Here is a 15,702-nt window from a genome sequence, read left to right on the forward strand (position 1 = left end):
GCGAGGCGCTCGGCTGCGGTCAGGAAGGGTTGAGGCGGCCGGCGAGGTAGCGCAGCGCCGCCAGGTAGCCCTCCGGGCCCATGCCGGCGACGACGGCCGCGGCCACGGGGGAGATGTAGGAGTGCGCCCGGAACGGCTCGCGGGCGTGCACGTTGGTGAGGTGCACCTCCACCAGGGGGGCGGTGAGCTGGGCGCAGGCGTCGCGCAGCGCCACCGACGTGTGCGTCCACCCCGCGGGGTTGAGCAGCACGCCGGCGCCGAGGTCGGCCGCCTCGTGGACCCATCCGATCATCTGGCCCTCGGTGTCGGTCTGGCGGCAGGTGAGCTCCAGGCCCAGCTGCGCGGCGACCTCGGTGCACTGCGCCTCCAGCCCGGCCAGCGTGGTCGAGCCGTACACGGCGGGCTCGCGCAGTCCCAGCCGCCCGAGGTTGGGGCCGTTCAACAGGAAGACGGGTGCGGTCACGCCGCCTAGGGTGCCAGCCGTGGCGAGGACTCTTCAGGTGAGCGTGCTCCAGGTCGGCTACGACGACGACGAGCCGGTCGCCGCTCGCGTCGACCGCGTCGCGGCACTGGTGGCTGAGCAGCGCGGAGCCGACCTTGTGGTGCTGCCCGAGCTGTGGGCCCCGGGCGGTTTCTCCTACCGGGAGTGGGAGGCGCGCGCCGAACCCCTCGACGGGCCGACCGTGCGGGCCCTTGCCGACGCCGCCCGCGCCGCCGGCTCCGTCGTCCACGGCGGGTCGCTGGTGGAGCGCACCGAGCAGCCCGGGCCGCAGGGCCGGCACCTGTGGAACACCTCGGTGGTGCTGGGACGCGACGGCGCGCTGCTGGCCAGCTACCGCAAGGTGCACCGGTTCGGGTTCGGGGCGGGGGAGCCGTTGCTCATGGAGGCCGGTGAGGACGTCGTCGTCGTCGACCTGCCGCTGGGTGCCGACGGCGACGGCGACGGCGACGGCAGTGCCAGCACCAGCACAAGGACTGGTCTCGCCACCTGCTACGACGTGCGGTTCCCCGAGCTGTTCCGCCGCCAGGTGGATCTCGGCGCCGAGCTGGTGCTGCTGCCCGCGGCCTGGCCGGCGGCGCGTCTGGCCCACTGGCGGCTGCTGACCCGCGCCCGCGCCGTGGAGGACCAGGTGTTCCTCGTGGCGGTGGGGACGGCGGGCACGCACGCGCGTACCCCGATGGCCGGCCACAGCGCCGTCGTCAGTCCGTGGGGCGAGGACCTCGCCGAGGCCGGCGCCGACGAGCAGATCCTGCACGTCGAGGTCGATCTCGGCGAGGTGGCCCGCTGCCGCGAGCAGTTCCCTGTGCTCGCGGACCGCCGCCTCTGACGTTCAGGCAGAGGCCGCGATGGCCTCGTGGAGGGCCGCTGCCGTGAGGTCGACGACGTCGTCCGGGTCGAGCGGCGTGCTCGAGAACGACAGCCGCAGGTGCAGGTGGTCTCCGTCGGAGAGCACCCCCAGCACCGTGGTGCCGCGCTCGTCGACGGCGATCGGCAGCGCGTCCGCAAGGTCAGCGGTGCCGCGCCAGGCCGGGCCGTCGATGACGACACGCGAACGCGCCGCGGGCGCGCAGTGACGCAGTCCGTCGAGGAGCTCCTCGCGCAGGTCCACGCGTAGCCGTTCGAGCGCGTCTGCCTCCCAGGGGGCGACGCGGTCGGGGACAGCGGTGCGGAAGGCATCGGCACCCACCTCCTCGCAGCGCGGTGCGCGGTGGCAGTGGACGTGCTGCACGGTGCCGCGCAGCAGCCGGCGCCCGCGCCAGCTGCGCAGCGCGCTCGTGAGGCTGTGGCAGGCGGCCAGGAGCTCCAGTGCGTCGGGCCGCTCTGAGGGCGGCACCTCCTCCAGGTCGAGCCACACCTGGACGCTGGCCAGCGGGACCGTGGCGTCGGGCAGAGCGGCGCTGCGCTCGACCTCCAGGACGCACGATCCGGGGGCGGGGCCGACAGGCGGCAGGTCGGGCAGCGTCGCGTCCGGCGGGAGGAGCAGCACGAGGCGGCCCTCGTCGTCGCAGCCGTGCAGGACGCCGGTGCTGCGCCATCCGGCGACGGCGAGCACCGCGACGCCGGACCCGGCGGCGACGGTGCGGGCCGTCACCGCCGCGGGCAGCAGGGCTGAGGACGGGGCGGGGGAGGCGGTCACGAGCGTCAGTCTGGACGCTCACTAGGCAATGAGGCAAGGCTTGCCTAACAAGTCGTGGAAATCCGGGCGTGGTCGCCACGCACGTACCCTCGACGTGTGGTGCTCGAGCGCGACCCGAAGACCGCCCGCGCGGCGGGGGCCGCTCCGTCCTCCCCCGTTGCCCTGGCGCTGGTGCTGGGTGTCCCCTGCGCCGTGCTGGCCCTCGTCATCGCGATGTTCGCGACCGGTGCGGCGACGCCGGGCATCCTGGGTGACGCAGGCCCCCTCGTGCGCTGGGGCCTGCCCGTGCTGCGCACCACGGGCGACCTCGCCGTCGCCGTCGTCCTCGGGTCCCTCCTCCTGCTCGCCTGTGCCCTGGTCCCCGCATCCCCCGCCTGGCGTGCGGTGGGGCGGCTGGCCTCCGGGGCGGCCGTCGTCTGGGTGCTCGCCGCCGTCGTCCTGCCGGTCTTCTCCTTCGCCGACATCGCCGGCACCCCGCTGACGACGGGGGGCCTCGGCAGCCAGATCGGCTTCTTCCTCACGCAGGTGCCCCCGGGGCGCACGCTGCTCGCCACCGCCGTGCTCGCGGTGCTCGCCGGCACCGTCGTCGCCCTGGGCATTGACACCCCCACGGCCGCCGCGTGGGCCGCCGTGCTCACCGCGGCTGCCCTGGTGCCCATCGCGCTCGGCAGCCACGGCAGCTCCGAGGGCGGGCACCGCACCGTGGTCTCCGGCTGGTGGCTGCACATGCTCGGGGCGGGCGTCTGGGTCGGTGGGCTGGTCGCCCTCGCCATCGCCGGACCTCACCTGCAGCGCGCGTTGCCCGCGGTGGTGCGGCGCTACTCCGCGCTGGCGCTCGGGGCCTACGTGCTCGTGGTCGTCTCCGGGCTGGCCAACGGCTGGGTGCAGGTCGGCTCCACCGCCAGCGGCCTGCTCAGCCCGTACGGGGCGCTGTTGATGGTGAAGGCGCTCGCGGCCGTGTGCCTGGGCGCGGTCGGCTGGTGGCACCGCCGCAGCAGCATCGCCGGGCTCGAGCGGGCGGCCGCGAAGAGCGACCGCGCAGCGACGGCCGCCGCGCTGCCGTTCTGGCGGCTCGTGGTCGGGGAGCTGCTCGTCATGGCCGCGACCATCGGCGTCGCCGTCGCCCTGGTCCGCACCGGGCCCCCGGCCAGCGCCGGCGGCGGTCCCCGCACGCTGGCGGAGCAGCTGACCAGCGAGGTCGTGCCGCCGTTACCGGCCACGCCGCTGCGCCTGCTCACTGAGCCCGCCCCCGACCTGCTGTGGCTCCTGGTGTGCGGCGCGCTCGCGCTGGCCTACGCCGCGGGCCTGCGGCGCCTGCGCTCCCGCGGCGACCGCTGGCCGGTGCGTCGCTCGCTGGCGTGGTTCTCGGGGCTGGTCGTGCTCACGTGGGCCACGTCCTTCGGGCCGCAGGCTTACATCGACCTGCTCTTCAGTGCCCACATGGTGGCGCACATGACGATCATGATGGTGGCGCCGATGCTCCTCGTGGCCGGCGCTCCGATCACGCTGGCGATGCGGACGCTGCCCAAGCGCAGCGACGGCAGCCGTGGCCCGCGCGAGTGGCTGCTGGTGCTCGTGCACTCGCGCTGGGCGCGCTTCGTCTCCCACCCGCTGGTGGCGGCGGTGCTCTTCGCGGGGAGCGTCATCGTCTTCTACTACTCGCCGCTGTTCGGGCTGGCGCTGTCCACGCACCTCGGCCACGAGCTCATGCAGCTGCACTTCCTGCTCACCGGCTACCTGTTCGCCTCCGCGGTGATCGGCGTGGACCCGGGCGCCTGGAACCCCCCGTATCCGTTGCGCTTGCTCCTGCTGCTGGGAACGATGGCCTTCCACGCCTTCTTCGGCGTGGCGCTGACCGGCGGCAACGACCTGCTCGCCGCCGACTGGTTCTCCCGCCTGGGCCTCGGCGTGGACGCCCTGGCCGACCAGCGCACCGGCGGCGCCATCGCCTGGGGCATCGGCGAGTTGCCCACCCTCGTGCTGGCCATCGTGCTGGCGGTGCAGTGGTCTCGCAGCGACGAGCGGGAGACCCGCCGCCGTGACCGCGCCGCCGACCGTGACGGCGACGCCGAGCTCACCGCGTACAACGCGATGCTGGCCGCCCGCTCAGGGGGCGCCACCCCCCGTGCTGGTAAGGAGAAGGAATGAGCCTGACCGAGGACGGCCCGCCCATCTCCACTCCGCCCTTCTCCGACCTGGTCGCCTACACCCGCCTGCCCCGCACGGGTGGCCTGGCGCTCTCCCCCGACGGCGCCCGCCTGGTGACCGCGGTCTCCCTGCTGGACGAGCGCGGCGGTCGCTCCACGACGTCCCTGTGGGAGGTCGACCCCACCGGCCAGCGCCCGGCCCGCCGGCTGACACGAGGCGCGAAGGGCGAGTCCTCCCCGGTCTTCACGCCCTCGGGCGACCTGCTCTTCACCTCCTCCCGTCCCGACCCCGCCGCGGCAGAGGGAGACGGGGACGACGACGCCCCGGCCGCGCTGTGGTGCCTGCCGGCCGGCGGAGGTGAGGCGCGGAAGGTCGCGGTGCGCCCCGGCGGTGTCGCGGGCGTCGTCGTGGCGCGTGAGAGCGGAACGGTGCTGCTCGGCAGCCCGACCCTCCCCTCGGCCACCGATGCCGCCGACGACGCGCGGCTGCGCAAGCTCCGCAAGGACACCCGCACGAGCGGCGTCCTGCACGACGCCCTGCCCGTGCGGATCTGGGACCACGACCTCGGCCCCGACCGGAACCGGCTCCTCGTGGCCGACGGTGTCCCCACGGCGCCGGTGCTGGCGGGCACGGGAGGTCGCTCGGGCAGCGGGAAGGACCGCCTCGATCTGCGCGACCTCACCGGTCACGTCGGCGCCGCGCTGCCCGACGACCCCGCGTGGACGATCACCGCGGACGGCTCGACCGTGGTCACCGAGTGGAACGTTCCCGAGGCGCGCGGTGACTCGCGGGTCAGCCTCGTGGCCATCGACGTGGCCACCGGTGAGCGCCGGACCCTCCTCGACGACAGCTCCTACCGCGACGGCACGTCCTACGACCACACCGCACCCGTCGCGGCGCCCACGGGCGGACGCGTCGCGGTGCTGCGGTGGAGGCGCGCGACGCCGTCGAAGTCGATGGACGTCGACATCGTCGTCGTCGACGCGGACGGCAGCGAGTCGTTCGTGCTGGCCGACAGCCAGTGGTGGGACCGCTGGCCGACGTCGCTGGCCTGGACGTCCGACAGCTCCGCGCTGCTCGTCACCGCCGACGACGGCGGACGCTGCCCGGTGTTCCGCCTGGATGTCTCGAACGACGAGGTGGAGCGGCTCACCCCTGACGAGGGCGCCTATTCCGACGTCATCGCCTCCCCCGACGGTCAGTGGATCTACGCGATGCGCTCAGCCGTCGACGCCCCGCCCACCCCCGTCCGCATCCCCGCGGCCGGCGGCGAGCCGGAGGTCCTGCCGGCGCCCGCGCACGCGCTCGGCGCCTGGGGAGGTGACCTTCCCGGCGGTGGGCCCGAGCTGCCGGGCACGCTCACCGAGGTCACCGCCACCGCCGCGGACGGCACGCCGCTGCGCGCGTGGCTCGCGCTGCCGCACGGCGCCGGGCCCGACAGCCCCGCCCCGCTGCTGCTGTGGATCCACGGCGGCCCGCTGAGCAGCTGGAACGCGTGGAGCTGGCGCTGGAACCCGTGGCTGCCCGTGGCCCGCGGGTACGCCGTGCTCCTGCCTGACCCGGCGCTGTCCACCGGGTACGGCCTCGACTTCATCCGACGCGGCCTGGGGCGCTGGGGCGCCGAGCCCTACACCGACCTCATGACCATCACCGACGCCGCGGTGGCCCGCGACGACGTCGACGCCGAGCGCACCGCCGCGATGGGCGGCTCCTTCGGCGGGTACATGGCCAACTGGGTGGCCGGGCACACCGACAGGTTCCGCGCGATCGTCACGCACGCCTCGCTGTGGGCGCTCGACCAGTTCTCCGGCACCACCGACTTCCCCGCCGAGTGGGCGCGGGAGATGACCGCCGAGATGGTGCGCGACAACTCCCCGCACGACCACGCCGACGCGATCAGCACGCCCATGCTGGTGATCCACGGGGACGACGACGACCGAGTGCCGATCGGGGAGGCGCTGCGCCTCTGGTACGACCTGCTGAGCCGCTCGAAGGCTGCGGACGGCGGCGCAGTGTCGACGTCTCACCGCTTCCTCTACTTCCCTGACGAGGGCCACTGGGTGCTCGGCGCCGGCAACGCCCGGCTCTGGTACGCCACCGTCTTCGCCTTCCTGGACCAGCACGTGCTGGGCGGGCCGTGGATCGCACCGAAGGAGCTCGGATGAGCGACGAGAGCACCACGAGGACGACGAACGTCCGGTGGGGCGTGCTGGCCACCGGTGGCATCGCGGCCACCGTCAGCGGCGACATCGCCCTCGTGCCGGGTGCGGAGCTGGCGGCCGTCGCGTCCCGCGACGCCGGCCGCGCTGCTGCCTTCGCGCGGGAGCACGGGTTCGCCCGCTCCTACGGCTCCTACCGCGAGCTCATCGAGGCCGGTGCAGACCGCAGCTCCGAGGCGGGGCTGGACGTCGTCTACATCGCCACGCCGCACGCCCAGCACGTGGCGCTGGCCCGTGCGTGCGTCGAGGCGGGTCTGCCCGTGCTCGTCGAGAAGCCCGTCGGTTGCACCGCCGCAGCCACGCGCGGGCTCGCGGAGCTGGCGCGCGAGCGCGGCGTCTTCGTCATGGAGGCGCTGTGGGCGCGCTTCCAGCCGAACCACGTCAGGCTTCGCGAGCTGCTGGCGTCCGGCGTGATCGGCGAGGTGCGGTCGGTGGCCGGAGACCTCGGCTTCGCCCTGCCCTACGACCCCGCCCACCGGCTGTGGGACCCCAAGCAGGGCGGCGGCACGCTGCTCGACACGGGCGTCTACCCGGTGTCCTTCGCGCAGGGCATCTTCGGTGGCTCCCCGCAGGCGGTGCACACCGTCGGGGTGCTCGCCGAGAACGGTGTCGACGCCGAGGCGTCGCTGCTGCTCGACTGGGGCGGCGGTCGTTCCGCGCGGCTGGGGTCGACGCTGCTCGCCCACGCCGGTGGCGCCGGCACCATCACGGGCACCAAGGGCCGGATCGAGGTGGCCGGCCCGCTGCACAAGCCGTCCCGCCTGCAGGTGTGGGCCGACGGCGCGCGGCGTGACGACGAGCCCTCCGAGGTGGTCGAGCTGCCGGTTCAGCCGACCGGGAGTCGGGGCTACGCCCCCATGGTCGAGCACGTGCACGAGTGCCTCGCCGCGGGCCTCGTGGAGAGCCCGGTCATGCCGATGACCGACTCGGTCGCCGTCGCCGAGGTGCTCGACACCGCCCTCGACGCTCTCGGCGCCGTCCACCGCGACGACGACACCGCCTTCGCCTGACCCCCTCTCGACCCCTGCTCGTTGGAGTCCGCCATGACCTCTCCCGTCCGTGATCATGGACGATCGGCCACCTCGCCGACCTCGCCGAGGCGCACCCGCGTCCGCGCGCCCGAGCTCGTGGGCCGCCGCTGGGTCGGAACGGGCGGTGCCGACCTGTCCCTGGCCGACCTGCGCGGCCGCATCGTGCTGCTCGACTTCTGGACCAGCTGCTGCGTCAACTGCCAGCACGTCCTCGACGAGCTGCGCGAGCTGGAGCACGAGTTCGCCGACGTCCTCGTCGTCGTCGGGGTGCACTCCCCGAAGTTCGCCCACGAGGGCACTGTCGAGGCGGTCGACGCCGCCGTCCTGCGCTGGGACGTGCGCCACCCCGTCCTCGACGACCCGCAGCTGGTCACCTGGCAGGCCTACGCGGCCCGCGCGTGGCCGACGCTGACCGTCATCGACCCGGAGGGCTACGTCGTCGCGTCGATGAGCGGCGAGGGCCACGCCCACGGCCTGGGGGTGCTGCTGCGCGAGCTGGTGGCCGAGCACGAGGCGAAGGGCACGCTCCGCCGGGGCGACCAGCCGTACGTCGCACCGCCCGCGCCGGACTCCGCCTTCGCGCTGCCCACGGCGATCCTCGCCCTCCCGCTGTCGGCGGGTGGCGGGTACCTGGTCTCCGACACCGCTCACCACCAGCTCGTCGTGCTCGACGACGACCTGGTCACCGAGCGCGCCCGCATCGGCACCGGTGAGCGCGGCCTCGTGGACGGCGGACCGGAGCAGGCGCGCCTGTCCGAGCCGGTGGGGCTGACGCTGCTGCCCCCTGACGTTGCGGCGCGGGTCGGCTGGGACGTCGCCGTGGCCGACTCCACCAACCACGCCGTCCGCGGCCTGCGTCTGGCGGACCTGTCGCTGGTCACCCTGGCGGGTACCGGCCGGCAGCTGCGCCGCCGCGAGGGCGGCGGCCCGGCGCTCGAGCAGGACCTGTCCACCCCGCTCGACACCGCCTGGTTCGACGACCAGCTGGTCATCGCCATGGCGGGCGTCCACCAGCTGTGGGCGCTCGACCCGGCGCCCGCTGGCCCGGCCGGCGCTATCGACGCCACGGGGGGTGTGGTGCGCGTGCTCGCCGGCACCACCGCGGAGGGCCTGCGCGACGGCGCCGCCGAGCAGGCCTGGTTCGCGCAGACCGGCGCGCTGGAGACCTCCGCCGACGGCTCGCGGTTGTGGGTGCTGGACGCCGAGACATCCGCGCTGCGGTGGCTGGAGCGCTCCGGGGACGCACCGGCGGACCGCGTGGTGAAGGACGTCGACGACGACCGCATGGCCAACGTGCTGCCCGTCGCGGGCGCGGGCTATGAGGTCGGCTCCGTGGTGGGCACCGGGCTGTTCGAGTTCGGCGTGCGCGACGGCGAGGCCGCGCAAGCGCTGCTGCAGCACCCCCTCGGGATGGCGCTGCTGCCGGACGGGTCCGTGGTGGTGGCCGACACGTACAACGGCGCGCTGCGCCGCTACGACCCGCTCGGCGGCGACGCGGGCGAGGTCACCACGCTCGCGAGCGGGCTCGCCGAACCGACCGCGCTGGCGGTGGAGCTGGACGACGACGGACGCGCGGCCACCTTCGTCGTCGTCGAGAGTGCCGCCTCCCGTCTTACCCGGCTGCAGGTGCCCGCGGCGGCGTCGAAGCTGGCGGGGGAGGCGCAGCGCGTGAAGCGCCCGCCGACACCGCTGGCCCCCGGGCCGGTGGCGCTGCGCGTGGCGTTCACCCCGCCGACCGGGCAGAAGCTCGACCACCGGTGGGGAGACCCGACGCGGCTTGTCGTGTCGTCGTCCCCGGAGGGTCTGCTGAGCGCGGGCGCGGGTGACGCCGAGGGACTGAGCCGGGACCTCGTCATCGACCCGTCGGCCCTGGGACCGGGCGCCACCGGCGTGCTGCACGTGTCGGTGCAGGCCGCCGCGTGCGACGGCGACCCCATGACCGGGGAGGTGCCGGAGTTCGCGGCGTGCCACCTCTACCAGCAGGACTGGGGCATCCCCGTGGTGCTCGACGAGACCGGCCCGTCCGAGCTGGCCCTGGACCTCCGCGGCGCCTGACCCCGTTCGCCCTTCCCGCACTTTCCGCGGCAAGTGCGGGAAGGGAGGGGGGCTATGGCGCACTTTCCTCGGCAAGTGCACCGGAGGGCGACGCCCGGTAGCGGCTCAGGTGCCGGGAATCTCCCAGCGGACCCCGGGGAAGCGCCCGAAGTCTCTGTCGAACGTGACGACCGTGGCACCCCACTGCAGCGCCAGGGCTGCGAGGTGCGCGTCGTTGACGAGGTTCCCCCCGCGACTGCCTGCTGCGGTGAGCAGTTCGTGCATCCGGTGGACGTGGCGGGAGTCCGGCTCAGGAGTGACGGTGTTGGCGCGGCCTACCCAGCCCTCGACGACCGAGGTGGCCGCCTCGACGCTCAACGGAACGTTGAAGAGGCGACGGTGGGTGCTGATGCGCAGGAACGCGACAAGGCTGAGCCAGGGCAGGAGGACGGTCTGGGTCGCCGAGTCCTCGTCGAGCCACTGCCGCGCGGCCCGGTGGTGCTCCGCCGCGGGGTTGACCGCGTAGAGCAGCACGTTGGCGTCGACGAGCTTCACGCGCCGCGTTCCATCTTCCGGATGATCTCCTCGTCCTCGAGGTCGCCGGCCAGGGCCAGTGCTCGGTCGAGGTTGACCCGAGCGGGCCCTCCCATGTCGAACGTGGGAGTCCGGTAGGGACGGACCTCGCGGGGGCGAGAGCCGTTGACGATGGCAGTGTTGATCGCATCTTTGAAGGTCAGGCCGCGTTCGGCCATGAGCCTCCTAACGATGGCGTCAGCCTCAGGTGTCAGCGTCACCGTGGTCCGCATCACAGCATCATAGCATCAAGATCACTACATCATGATGCGTCACCAGAAAGCGTCCTAGTGCCCTGGGTGCACCTCCTCATCCCGACGCGGGAAAGAGGGGGCGGGGGTCAGCGCCAGGGGGCGGCGTGGCCGAGGTGCGCCAGCACGGCGAGCACGCGGCGGTGGTCGTCGTCGTCCACCGTCAGCCCGAGCCGGGTGAAGATCGACGCCACGTGGCCCTCCACGGTCCGCTCGGTCAGCCACAGCCGCCGGGCGATCCCGGCGTTGGTCCGGCCCTCGGCCATGAGGGCCAGCACGTCCCGCTCGCGCGGGGTCAGCGCCCCCAGCGATCCCTGTGGGCTCGACGCTCGCCCGCCGAGCAGCCGGCCCACCACCTCGGGGTCGAGCGCCGATCCGCCGGCGGCCACGCGGCGCAGGGCATCGAGGAAGTCGTCGACGTCGAGGGCTCGGTCCTTCAGCAGGTACCCGAAGCGCCCAGAGCTCACCAGCTCCACCGAGTGGCGCACCTCCACGTGCTGCGACAGCAGCACGATCCCCAGCTCCGGGTGGCGCCGCCGCAGCTCGCGGGCGGCGCGGGCGCCGTCGTCGGTGAGGTCGGGCGGCATCCGGACGTCGATGACGGCGAGGTCGGGCACGTGCTCCTCGACGGCCGCCAGCAGGGTGGTCGCGTCGCCGGCCTTCGCGACGACCTCGTGGCCGGCGTCCTCCAGGAGCGCCGCCAGCCCCTCCCGGAACAGCGGGGAGTCCTCCCCGATCACGATCCGCACGGCAGCCGCACCTCCAGCAGCGTGCCCGCGCCCACTGGGCTCACCAGTCGCAGCTCGCCCCCGGCCGCCGCCACCCGGTCCGCGAGTCCCGCGAGGCCGGACCCCGACGACACCGAGGCCCCACCGCACCCGTCGTCGCTGACGCTGACCACGAGCGCGTCCTCGTCACGGGCCGCGACCAGCGAGATCGACGCCGCCCCGGAGTGCTTCACGGCGTTGGTGACGGCCTCGCTCGCCACGAAGTACGCGGTGGTGGCGACAGCCTCGGGCACAGCCCGCCGCGCCGCCGGTGAGCGCGTCCCGTCGTCGTCATAGTTGTCGCCGAGGTCGTTGCCGAGGTCCACGTGCAGCTGGACGGGCACCGGCAGCCGCTCGAGCATGGAGCCGAGTGCCGCTCCCAGTCCGTCGTCGAGGCTGGAGGGGCGCAGCCCGTGGGCGATCTGGCGCAGCTCGGCCACCGCCGTCGACAGCTGCTGCACCGCACCGTCGAGCACGCCGTCCAGCGGCCCGCCGGGCGAGGCACCGGGGCCGACGACGTCGAGGGCGCCGCTCGCGAGCCGCCGCTGCGCCAGGCGCAGCGCCATGCCGAGGCTGACGAGGCGTTGCTGCGCACCGTCGTGGAGGTCCTGCTCGAGGCGGCGCCGCTCCTCCAGGGACGCGGCCAGCAGCCGCCCCCGGCTCTCCGCGACCTCGCGCAGAGCCGACGTGAGGCCCACGCGCAGCCGCACCACCTCCACGACGAGGGCAGCCGCTGCCGCTGCCTCGCGCAGCAGGGTCCGTGAGGACCCGGGCGGCCCGACCAGCACCCCGACCTCCTCACCCGCCACCTCGACCGGCACCACCTGCTCCCCGGCGGCTGCGGGTGGCAGCAGGCGCCCCTCGGCGTCCACGTGCCCGTCACCCTGGCCCGCGCCGGGGAGGCGGTACCCAACCCTGACCGGGGCGTCGAAGGCGTTGGTGAGCACCGCCTGCAGCTGCTCGGGTCGCACGAGGCCCGCGTGGGCTTGCGCCTCCAGGGCGGCCACCGCACCGAGCACGCGCTGGCGCGAGGGGTCGACCCTCCGGTCGATGACGCGCCGCAGGCGCGTGCGCAGGGGCGAGAGGGCTGCGGCGCACACGGCGGTGGTCGCCGCGGCCAGCGCGGGGGAGTTGCGGCCCAGCCACAGGCCGCCCACGAAGGCGGCCAGCGTGTAGACGCCGAGCAGGACGGCGGACAGCACCGCGTACGTGGTGGTGGCGGCGAGCGCCCTGTCGACGTCGTACAGGTCGTGCCGGAGCACGGCGATGCCCGTGGCCGCCGGGATCGCCACCCCCACGGCCACCAGCCCGAGCACCGCGAGGTCGGGTCCGTCGAGGACGAGGTACGACAACCAGCACATGAGCAGCGTCAGCGGTACGAACGTCGCACCGAGGAGGAACCAGGTCAGCTGGGCGCGCTCCACGCCGGTGCTGCGCCGGTACCGGCGCACCGCCGCCACCAGGGACGCCACGAGCAGACCGAGCAGTGCGAACGGGGCCACGGTCCACACCGCCTCCGCCGCCGCGGCGACCGCGGGGCTCCCCGGCAGCGGCGCCGGCACCCCGGAGAAGGAGCTGTCCGGTGCCGGCGCCAGCAGCAGCGCGCCCAGGTGCGCCAGCGGCACCGCCACCACACCCACCGCCACCGGACGCCACCGCCGGCTGAGCAGCCGACCGGTGGGAAAGAGGAGCAGCAGCAGCGCCGGGGGCACGTACCAGGCCATCCACGAGGCCTCGGAGAGCGCAGCTCCCCACGCCGTCGTCGGCAGGACCGGTGCGGGGGCCGTGGACAGCTGCGTCCACGCGTCGCTGACCCCCATGGCGCACGGCACCAGCCCCTGCAGGCCGAGCAGTGCGGCCACCGGGCTGCTCGGGCGGCGCACCCCGACGAGCAGGGCCACCGCGAGGGCGACCAGCCCGACGGCGTCCATGAGGGCCAGGTAGAGGACGGGGACGACAGCGGGGTCCAGCAGAGCCAGGCGCGCGGTGGCCACCACGCACACCAGCGACGCCACAGCGCAGGTCAGCGCCCCGACCAGCCCCGGCCCGAGCGCCGCGGACCGGGCCCCCAGCTGGAGCTGCTCCGCGGCCACGCGCCGAACCGTAGGGCTGCGCGGCGCCCGTGGACAGGGGGCCAGCACGGGGGTGGCGGTCAGGTGCCCGCACGGCAGACCCGTCACCAGGGCGGGCGCCACGGTGGCGCCGTCCACTTCGCAGCACTCCGTCCGGAGGTCTCCCGTGAAGCGCTCTGCAGCCCTCGTCACCGGCCTCGTCCTCAACGCCCTGTCGGGGCTGGCGGGCCTGCCCACGCTCGTCGACCCGACCATGGGTCCGGCGCCGCTCGTCATCAACGTCGTCACCGGCGTGCTCGGGATCATCACGCTGGTCGGCGTGGTGCTCGTGTGGCGCTGGCGCAGCGGCCGGGTCGGCCTGGGCGTCACGCTCATCGTCGTCAGCCAGGCCCTCAACGTGCTGACCGCCGTCCCGGCGTTCTTCGCCGACATCCCCGTCGGCTACAAGGCGGCCATCGCCGTCGGTGTGGTGCTGACGGCCGTGGGCGTGGTCCTCGTGCTCCCCGCCCGCCGGGCCGCGAGCGAGCTCACGGCGTCGCCGGCGTGAGGGGCAGCACCGCCCTGACCCGACCGCCGCCCAGCGTCGGTCCCGCGTCTAGCGCACCGTGCAGCTGCTCGCACCGCTCCCTCATCGACGCCGTGCCGACACCCGCCACCCATGCGGGCGTCGGCGCGCCGTCGTCGTCGGCGGTGATGATCAGGGAGCCGTCCATGACGGCGAAGCCCACGCGGACCCGCAGCCCTTCGCCTGCGCGGTCCGGATGCTCGCGCGCGTGGCGGGCGGCGTTGGCCACCGCCTCCACGGCCACGCGGTAGGCGGCCACCTCCACGGCTGCGGGCAGCGACGGCGGCAGCCCCTCGCCGACCACCTCGACGTCCAGCGACGATGCGTGCGCCGCCCCCAGCCGGGCCACCTGCTGTCGCACCGCGCCGACCAGGCCCCGCTCGTCCAGCGCCGGCGGGCGCAGGCCCACCACGAGGCGGCGGACCTCGGCGATGGAGCCGGAGACGTCCTCGCGGAGCTCCGCGAGCAGCCCGTCGGCCCGGGCGGGGTCGGTGCCCACGAAGTTGCGGGCGGCGTCGGCGCTGTAGGCGATGCCGGTGAGCACCGGGCCGAGCCCGTCGTGCAGGTCCCGCCGCAGCCGCCGCCGCTCCTCCTCCAGCGCCGCGAGCGCCTGCGCCCGCTCCACGGCCAGCTGCCGGGTCAGGGCCAGGCCGTGCATCGCTCGGGCCAGCGGGGGCGCCAGCAGGTCGAGCAGCCGCCGCAGCTGCCCGGCTGCCTGCTCGTCGGGCAGGTCGACGACGACGACGAGCGCGCCCACGGGCTGCCCGCCCACGGCCAGCGGCACGCGCACCGGCGTCCCGCGCCCGCGCTCCCCGTCGTCGCCGTCGCCGTCCTCGCCGCGGACGGCGGCGGCCAGCAGGTCGACGTCGTCCCAAAGCTCGACCCTCGCGGCGCCCAGGTCGGCGCGCAGCGAGGCCACCCACGCCGCCGGGTCACTCTCGGAGCGCAGCTGCACCCCGAGGTTGCTCATCACCGCGACGGGGTCGCGCCGGCCGCCGAAGAGCAGCTCGTCGAACAGCCACCGCACCAGCAGCGCCACCGGGTGGAAGGTCGCCGCGACCCCGACGGCGAGCAGGGCGTAGCCGGCCTTGCGGGGCGGGGCCCCCGTCAACGCCCGCACGACCACCTGGCCGAGGGTGAACAGCGCGAGCGCCACCTCCACGCTGACCGCGTACCCGGCGAGCTGGGCGACGAGGCGCCGCACGTCCACCACGAGGGGCGCTCGCAGGCCGACGACGAGGGCCGCCACGGCGACGGCGCCCCCCAGCAGGACCGCCAGCGCGGCCACCACCGACCAGTGGCCGTCCGCGGAGGCCCCGAGCGGGGCGTCGGGCGGACCGTCGACGGCGAAGAGCACCTGGCCGGCCGCGAGCACCGGGGTGACGACCCCGGCGACCAGCCACAGCCAGCGCGTGCGCTCCACCTCCCGGCTGCGCTCGGTGCGCCACCACAGCAGCGCCGCGAGCGCGACGACCAGGGCACCCCCGCCGAGCACGTCGAGGACGGTGCCGCTGAGCGCGCCGGTGGCGGTCACCGCGCCGCTCCCGAGCACGGCGGTGACCAGGGCCCTGTCGACAGCGGCGTCCCGGTGCCGGTCCATCGCCGCGTCGGTGCGCAGCGGGACCAGCGCGACGGCCGACGGCAGGACCACGCTGCACGCCAGCACGACCGCCGCCGGGCCCGGGCCCGCCGCGGCACCGGTGGCTGCTGGCAGTAGGGAGGCGCCGGCCACCGCGAGCAGGCCCGCTGCGACCAGCAGCGCCACGGCGACGCGACGGCGGTCAGCGGGCGGAGCGTCGTGGGCGCCACCGGGCCCGGTGAGCAGCAGCGCGGCGCCCGCGGCGCAGACCACCGCGCTCCCCAGCACGGGCAGGTGATCGACGACGGCGCTCACCGGTGGGCCG

Annotated in this window: 13 protein-coding genes; 6 read left to right on the top strand and 7 right to left on the bottom strand. The window is 75.1% G+C overall.

The features are described from left to right. Positions 1 to 19: 19 nt before the first annotated feature. Positions 20 to 463, bottom strand: coding sequence for a type II 3-dehydroquinate dehydratase (gene aroQ / locus BXY45_RS03320; RefSeq protein WP_109772871.1), 444 nt, complete (start codon positions 461 to 463; stop codon positions 20 to 22). Between the two features lie 37 nt (positions 464 to 500). Between aroQ and BXY45_RS03325 the strand changes: the two genes are divergently transcribed. Further along, positions 501 to 1,328, top strand: a complete 828-nt coding sequence (locus tag BXY45_RS03325; protein WP_218566880.1) for a carbon-nitrogen family hydrolase — start codon at positions 501 to 503, stop codon at positions 1,326 to 1,328. A gap of 3 nt (positions 1,329 to 1,331) precedes the next feature. Here BXY45_RS03325 and BXY45_RS03330 read toward each other — a convergent pair whose 3' ends face one another. After that, on the bottom strand, positions 1,332 to 2,138 hold the full coding sequence (locus BXY45_RS03330) for a hypothetical protein (RefSeq protein ID WP_109772873.1): 807 nt from the start codon (positions 2,136 to 2,138) through the stop codon (positions 1,332 to 1,334). Between the two features lie 96 nt (positions 2,139 to 2,234). On the opposite strand from BXY45_RS03330, the gene BXY45_RS03335 reads away from it, so the two are divergent. The 4 genes from BXY45_RS03335 to BXY45_RS03350 are packed head-to-tail and all read left to right on the top strand — an operon-like array spanning position 2,235 to position 9,591. Further along, entirely contained in the window at positions 2,235 to 4,286 is a 2,052-nt protein-coding gene (locus BXY45_RS03335; RefSeq protein WP_109772874.1) for a bifunctional copper resistance protein CopD/cytochrome c oxidase assembly protein, read from the top strand. Then, complete coding sequence (locus BXY45_RS03340) at positions 4,283 to 6,451, top strand: S9 family peptidase (RefSeq protein WP_172601918.1); 2,169 nt, start codon at positions 4,283 to 4,285, stop codon at positions 6,449 to 6,451. Before BXY45_RS03335 ends, BXY45_RS03340 begins: the two co-directional genes overlap by 4 nt. After that, entirely contained in the window at positions 6,448 to 7,515 is a 1,068-nt protein-coding gene (locus BXY45_RS03345) for a Gfo/Idh/MocA family protein (RefSeq protein ID WP_109772875.1), read from the top strand. Before BXY45_RS03340 ends, BXY45_RS03345 begins: the two co-directional genes overlap by 4 nt. A 33-nt stretch (positions 7,516 to 7,548) precedes the next feature. Continuing rightward, complete coding sequence (locus tag BXY45_RS03350; protein ID WP_109772876.1) at positions 7,549 to 9,591, top strand: NHL domain-containing thioredoxin family protein; 2,043 nt, start codon at positions 7,549 to 7,551, stop codon at positions 9,589 to 9,591. 105 nt (positions 9,592 to 9,696) lie between these two features. Here BXY45_RS03350 and BXY45_RS03355 read toward each other — a convergent pair whose 3' ends face one another. The 4 genes from BXY45_RS03355 to BXY45_RS03370 all read right to left on the bottom strand — a co-directional run bounded on the left by BXY45_RS03355 (position 9,697) and on the right by BXY45_RS03370 (position 13,254). Next, positions 9,697 to 10,125, bottom strand: coding sequence for a TA system VapC family ribonuclease toxin (locus tag BXY45_RS03355; RefSeq protein WP_109772877.1), 429 nt, complete (start codon positions 10,123 to 10,125; stop codon positions 9,697 to 9,699). After that, the gene (locus BXY45_RS03360) at positions 10,122 to 10,376 is read right to left on the bottom strand and encodes an antitoxin (RefSeq protein ID WP_109772969.1); all 255 of its coding nucleotides are present in this window, start codon (positions 10,374 to 10,376) and stop codon (positions 10,122 to 10,124) included. Before BXY45_RS03360 ends, BXY45_RS03355 begins: the two co-directional genes overlap by 4 nt. A gap of 107 nt (positions 10,377 to 10,483) precedes the next feature. Further along, positions 10,484 to 11,143 (bottom strand): response regulator transcription factor, encoded by a 660-nt coding sequence (locus BXY45_RS03365; RefSeq protein ID WP_109772878.1) that lies wholly within the window; start codon positions 11,141 to 11,143, stop codon positions 10,484 to 10,486. Further along, on the bottom strand, positions 11,131 to 13,254 hold the full coding sequence (locus BXY45_RS03370) for a sensor histidine kinase (protein ID WP_146211064.1): 2,124 nt from the start codon (positions 13,252 to 13,254) through the stop codon (positions 11,131 to 11,133). The genes BXY45_RS03365 and BXY45_RS03370 overlap by 13 nt, the downstream gene beginning before the upstream one ends. A gap of 145 nt (positions 13,255 to 13,399) precedes the next feature. On the opposite strand from BXY45_RS03370, the gene BXY45_RS03375 reads away from it, so the two are divergent. Beyond that, entirely contained in the window at positions 13,400 to 13,780 is a 381-nt protein-coding gene (locus tag BXY45_RS03375; RefSeq protein ID WP_109772880.1) for a hypothetical protein, read from the top strand. On the opposite strand, the gene BXY45_RS03380 is transcribed toward BXY45_RS03375, so the two are convergent. Next, complete coding sequence (locus BXY45_RS03380) at positions 13,761 to 15,692, bottom strand: sensor histidine kinase (protein ID WP_109772881.1); 1,932 nt, start codon at positions 15,690 to 15,692, stop codon at positions 13,761 to 13,763. The genes BXY45_RS03375 and BXY45_RS03380 overlap by 20 nt on opposite strands. Positions 15,693 to 15,702: the final 10 nt, after the last annotated feature.

The organism is Quadrisphaera granulorum, from assembly GCF_003149145.1.
Classification (GTDB): domain Bacteria; phylum Actinomycetota; class Actinomycetes; order Actinomycetales; family Quadrisphaeraceae; genus Quadrisphaera; species Quadrisphaera granulorum.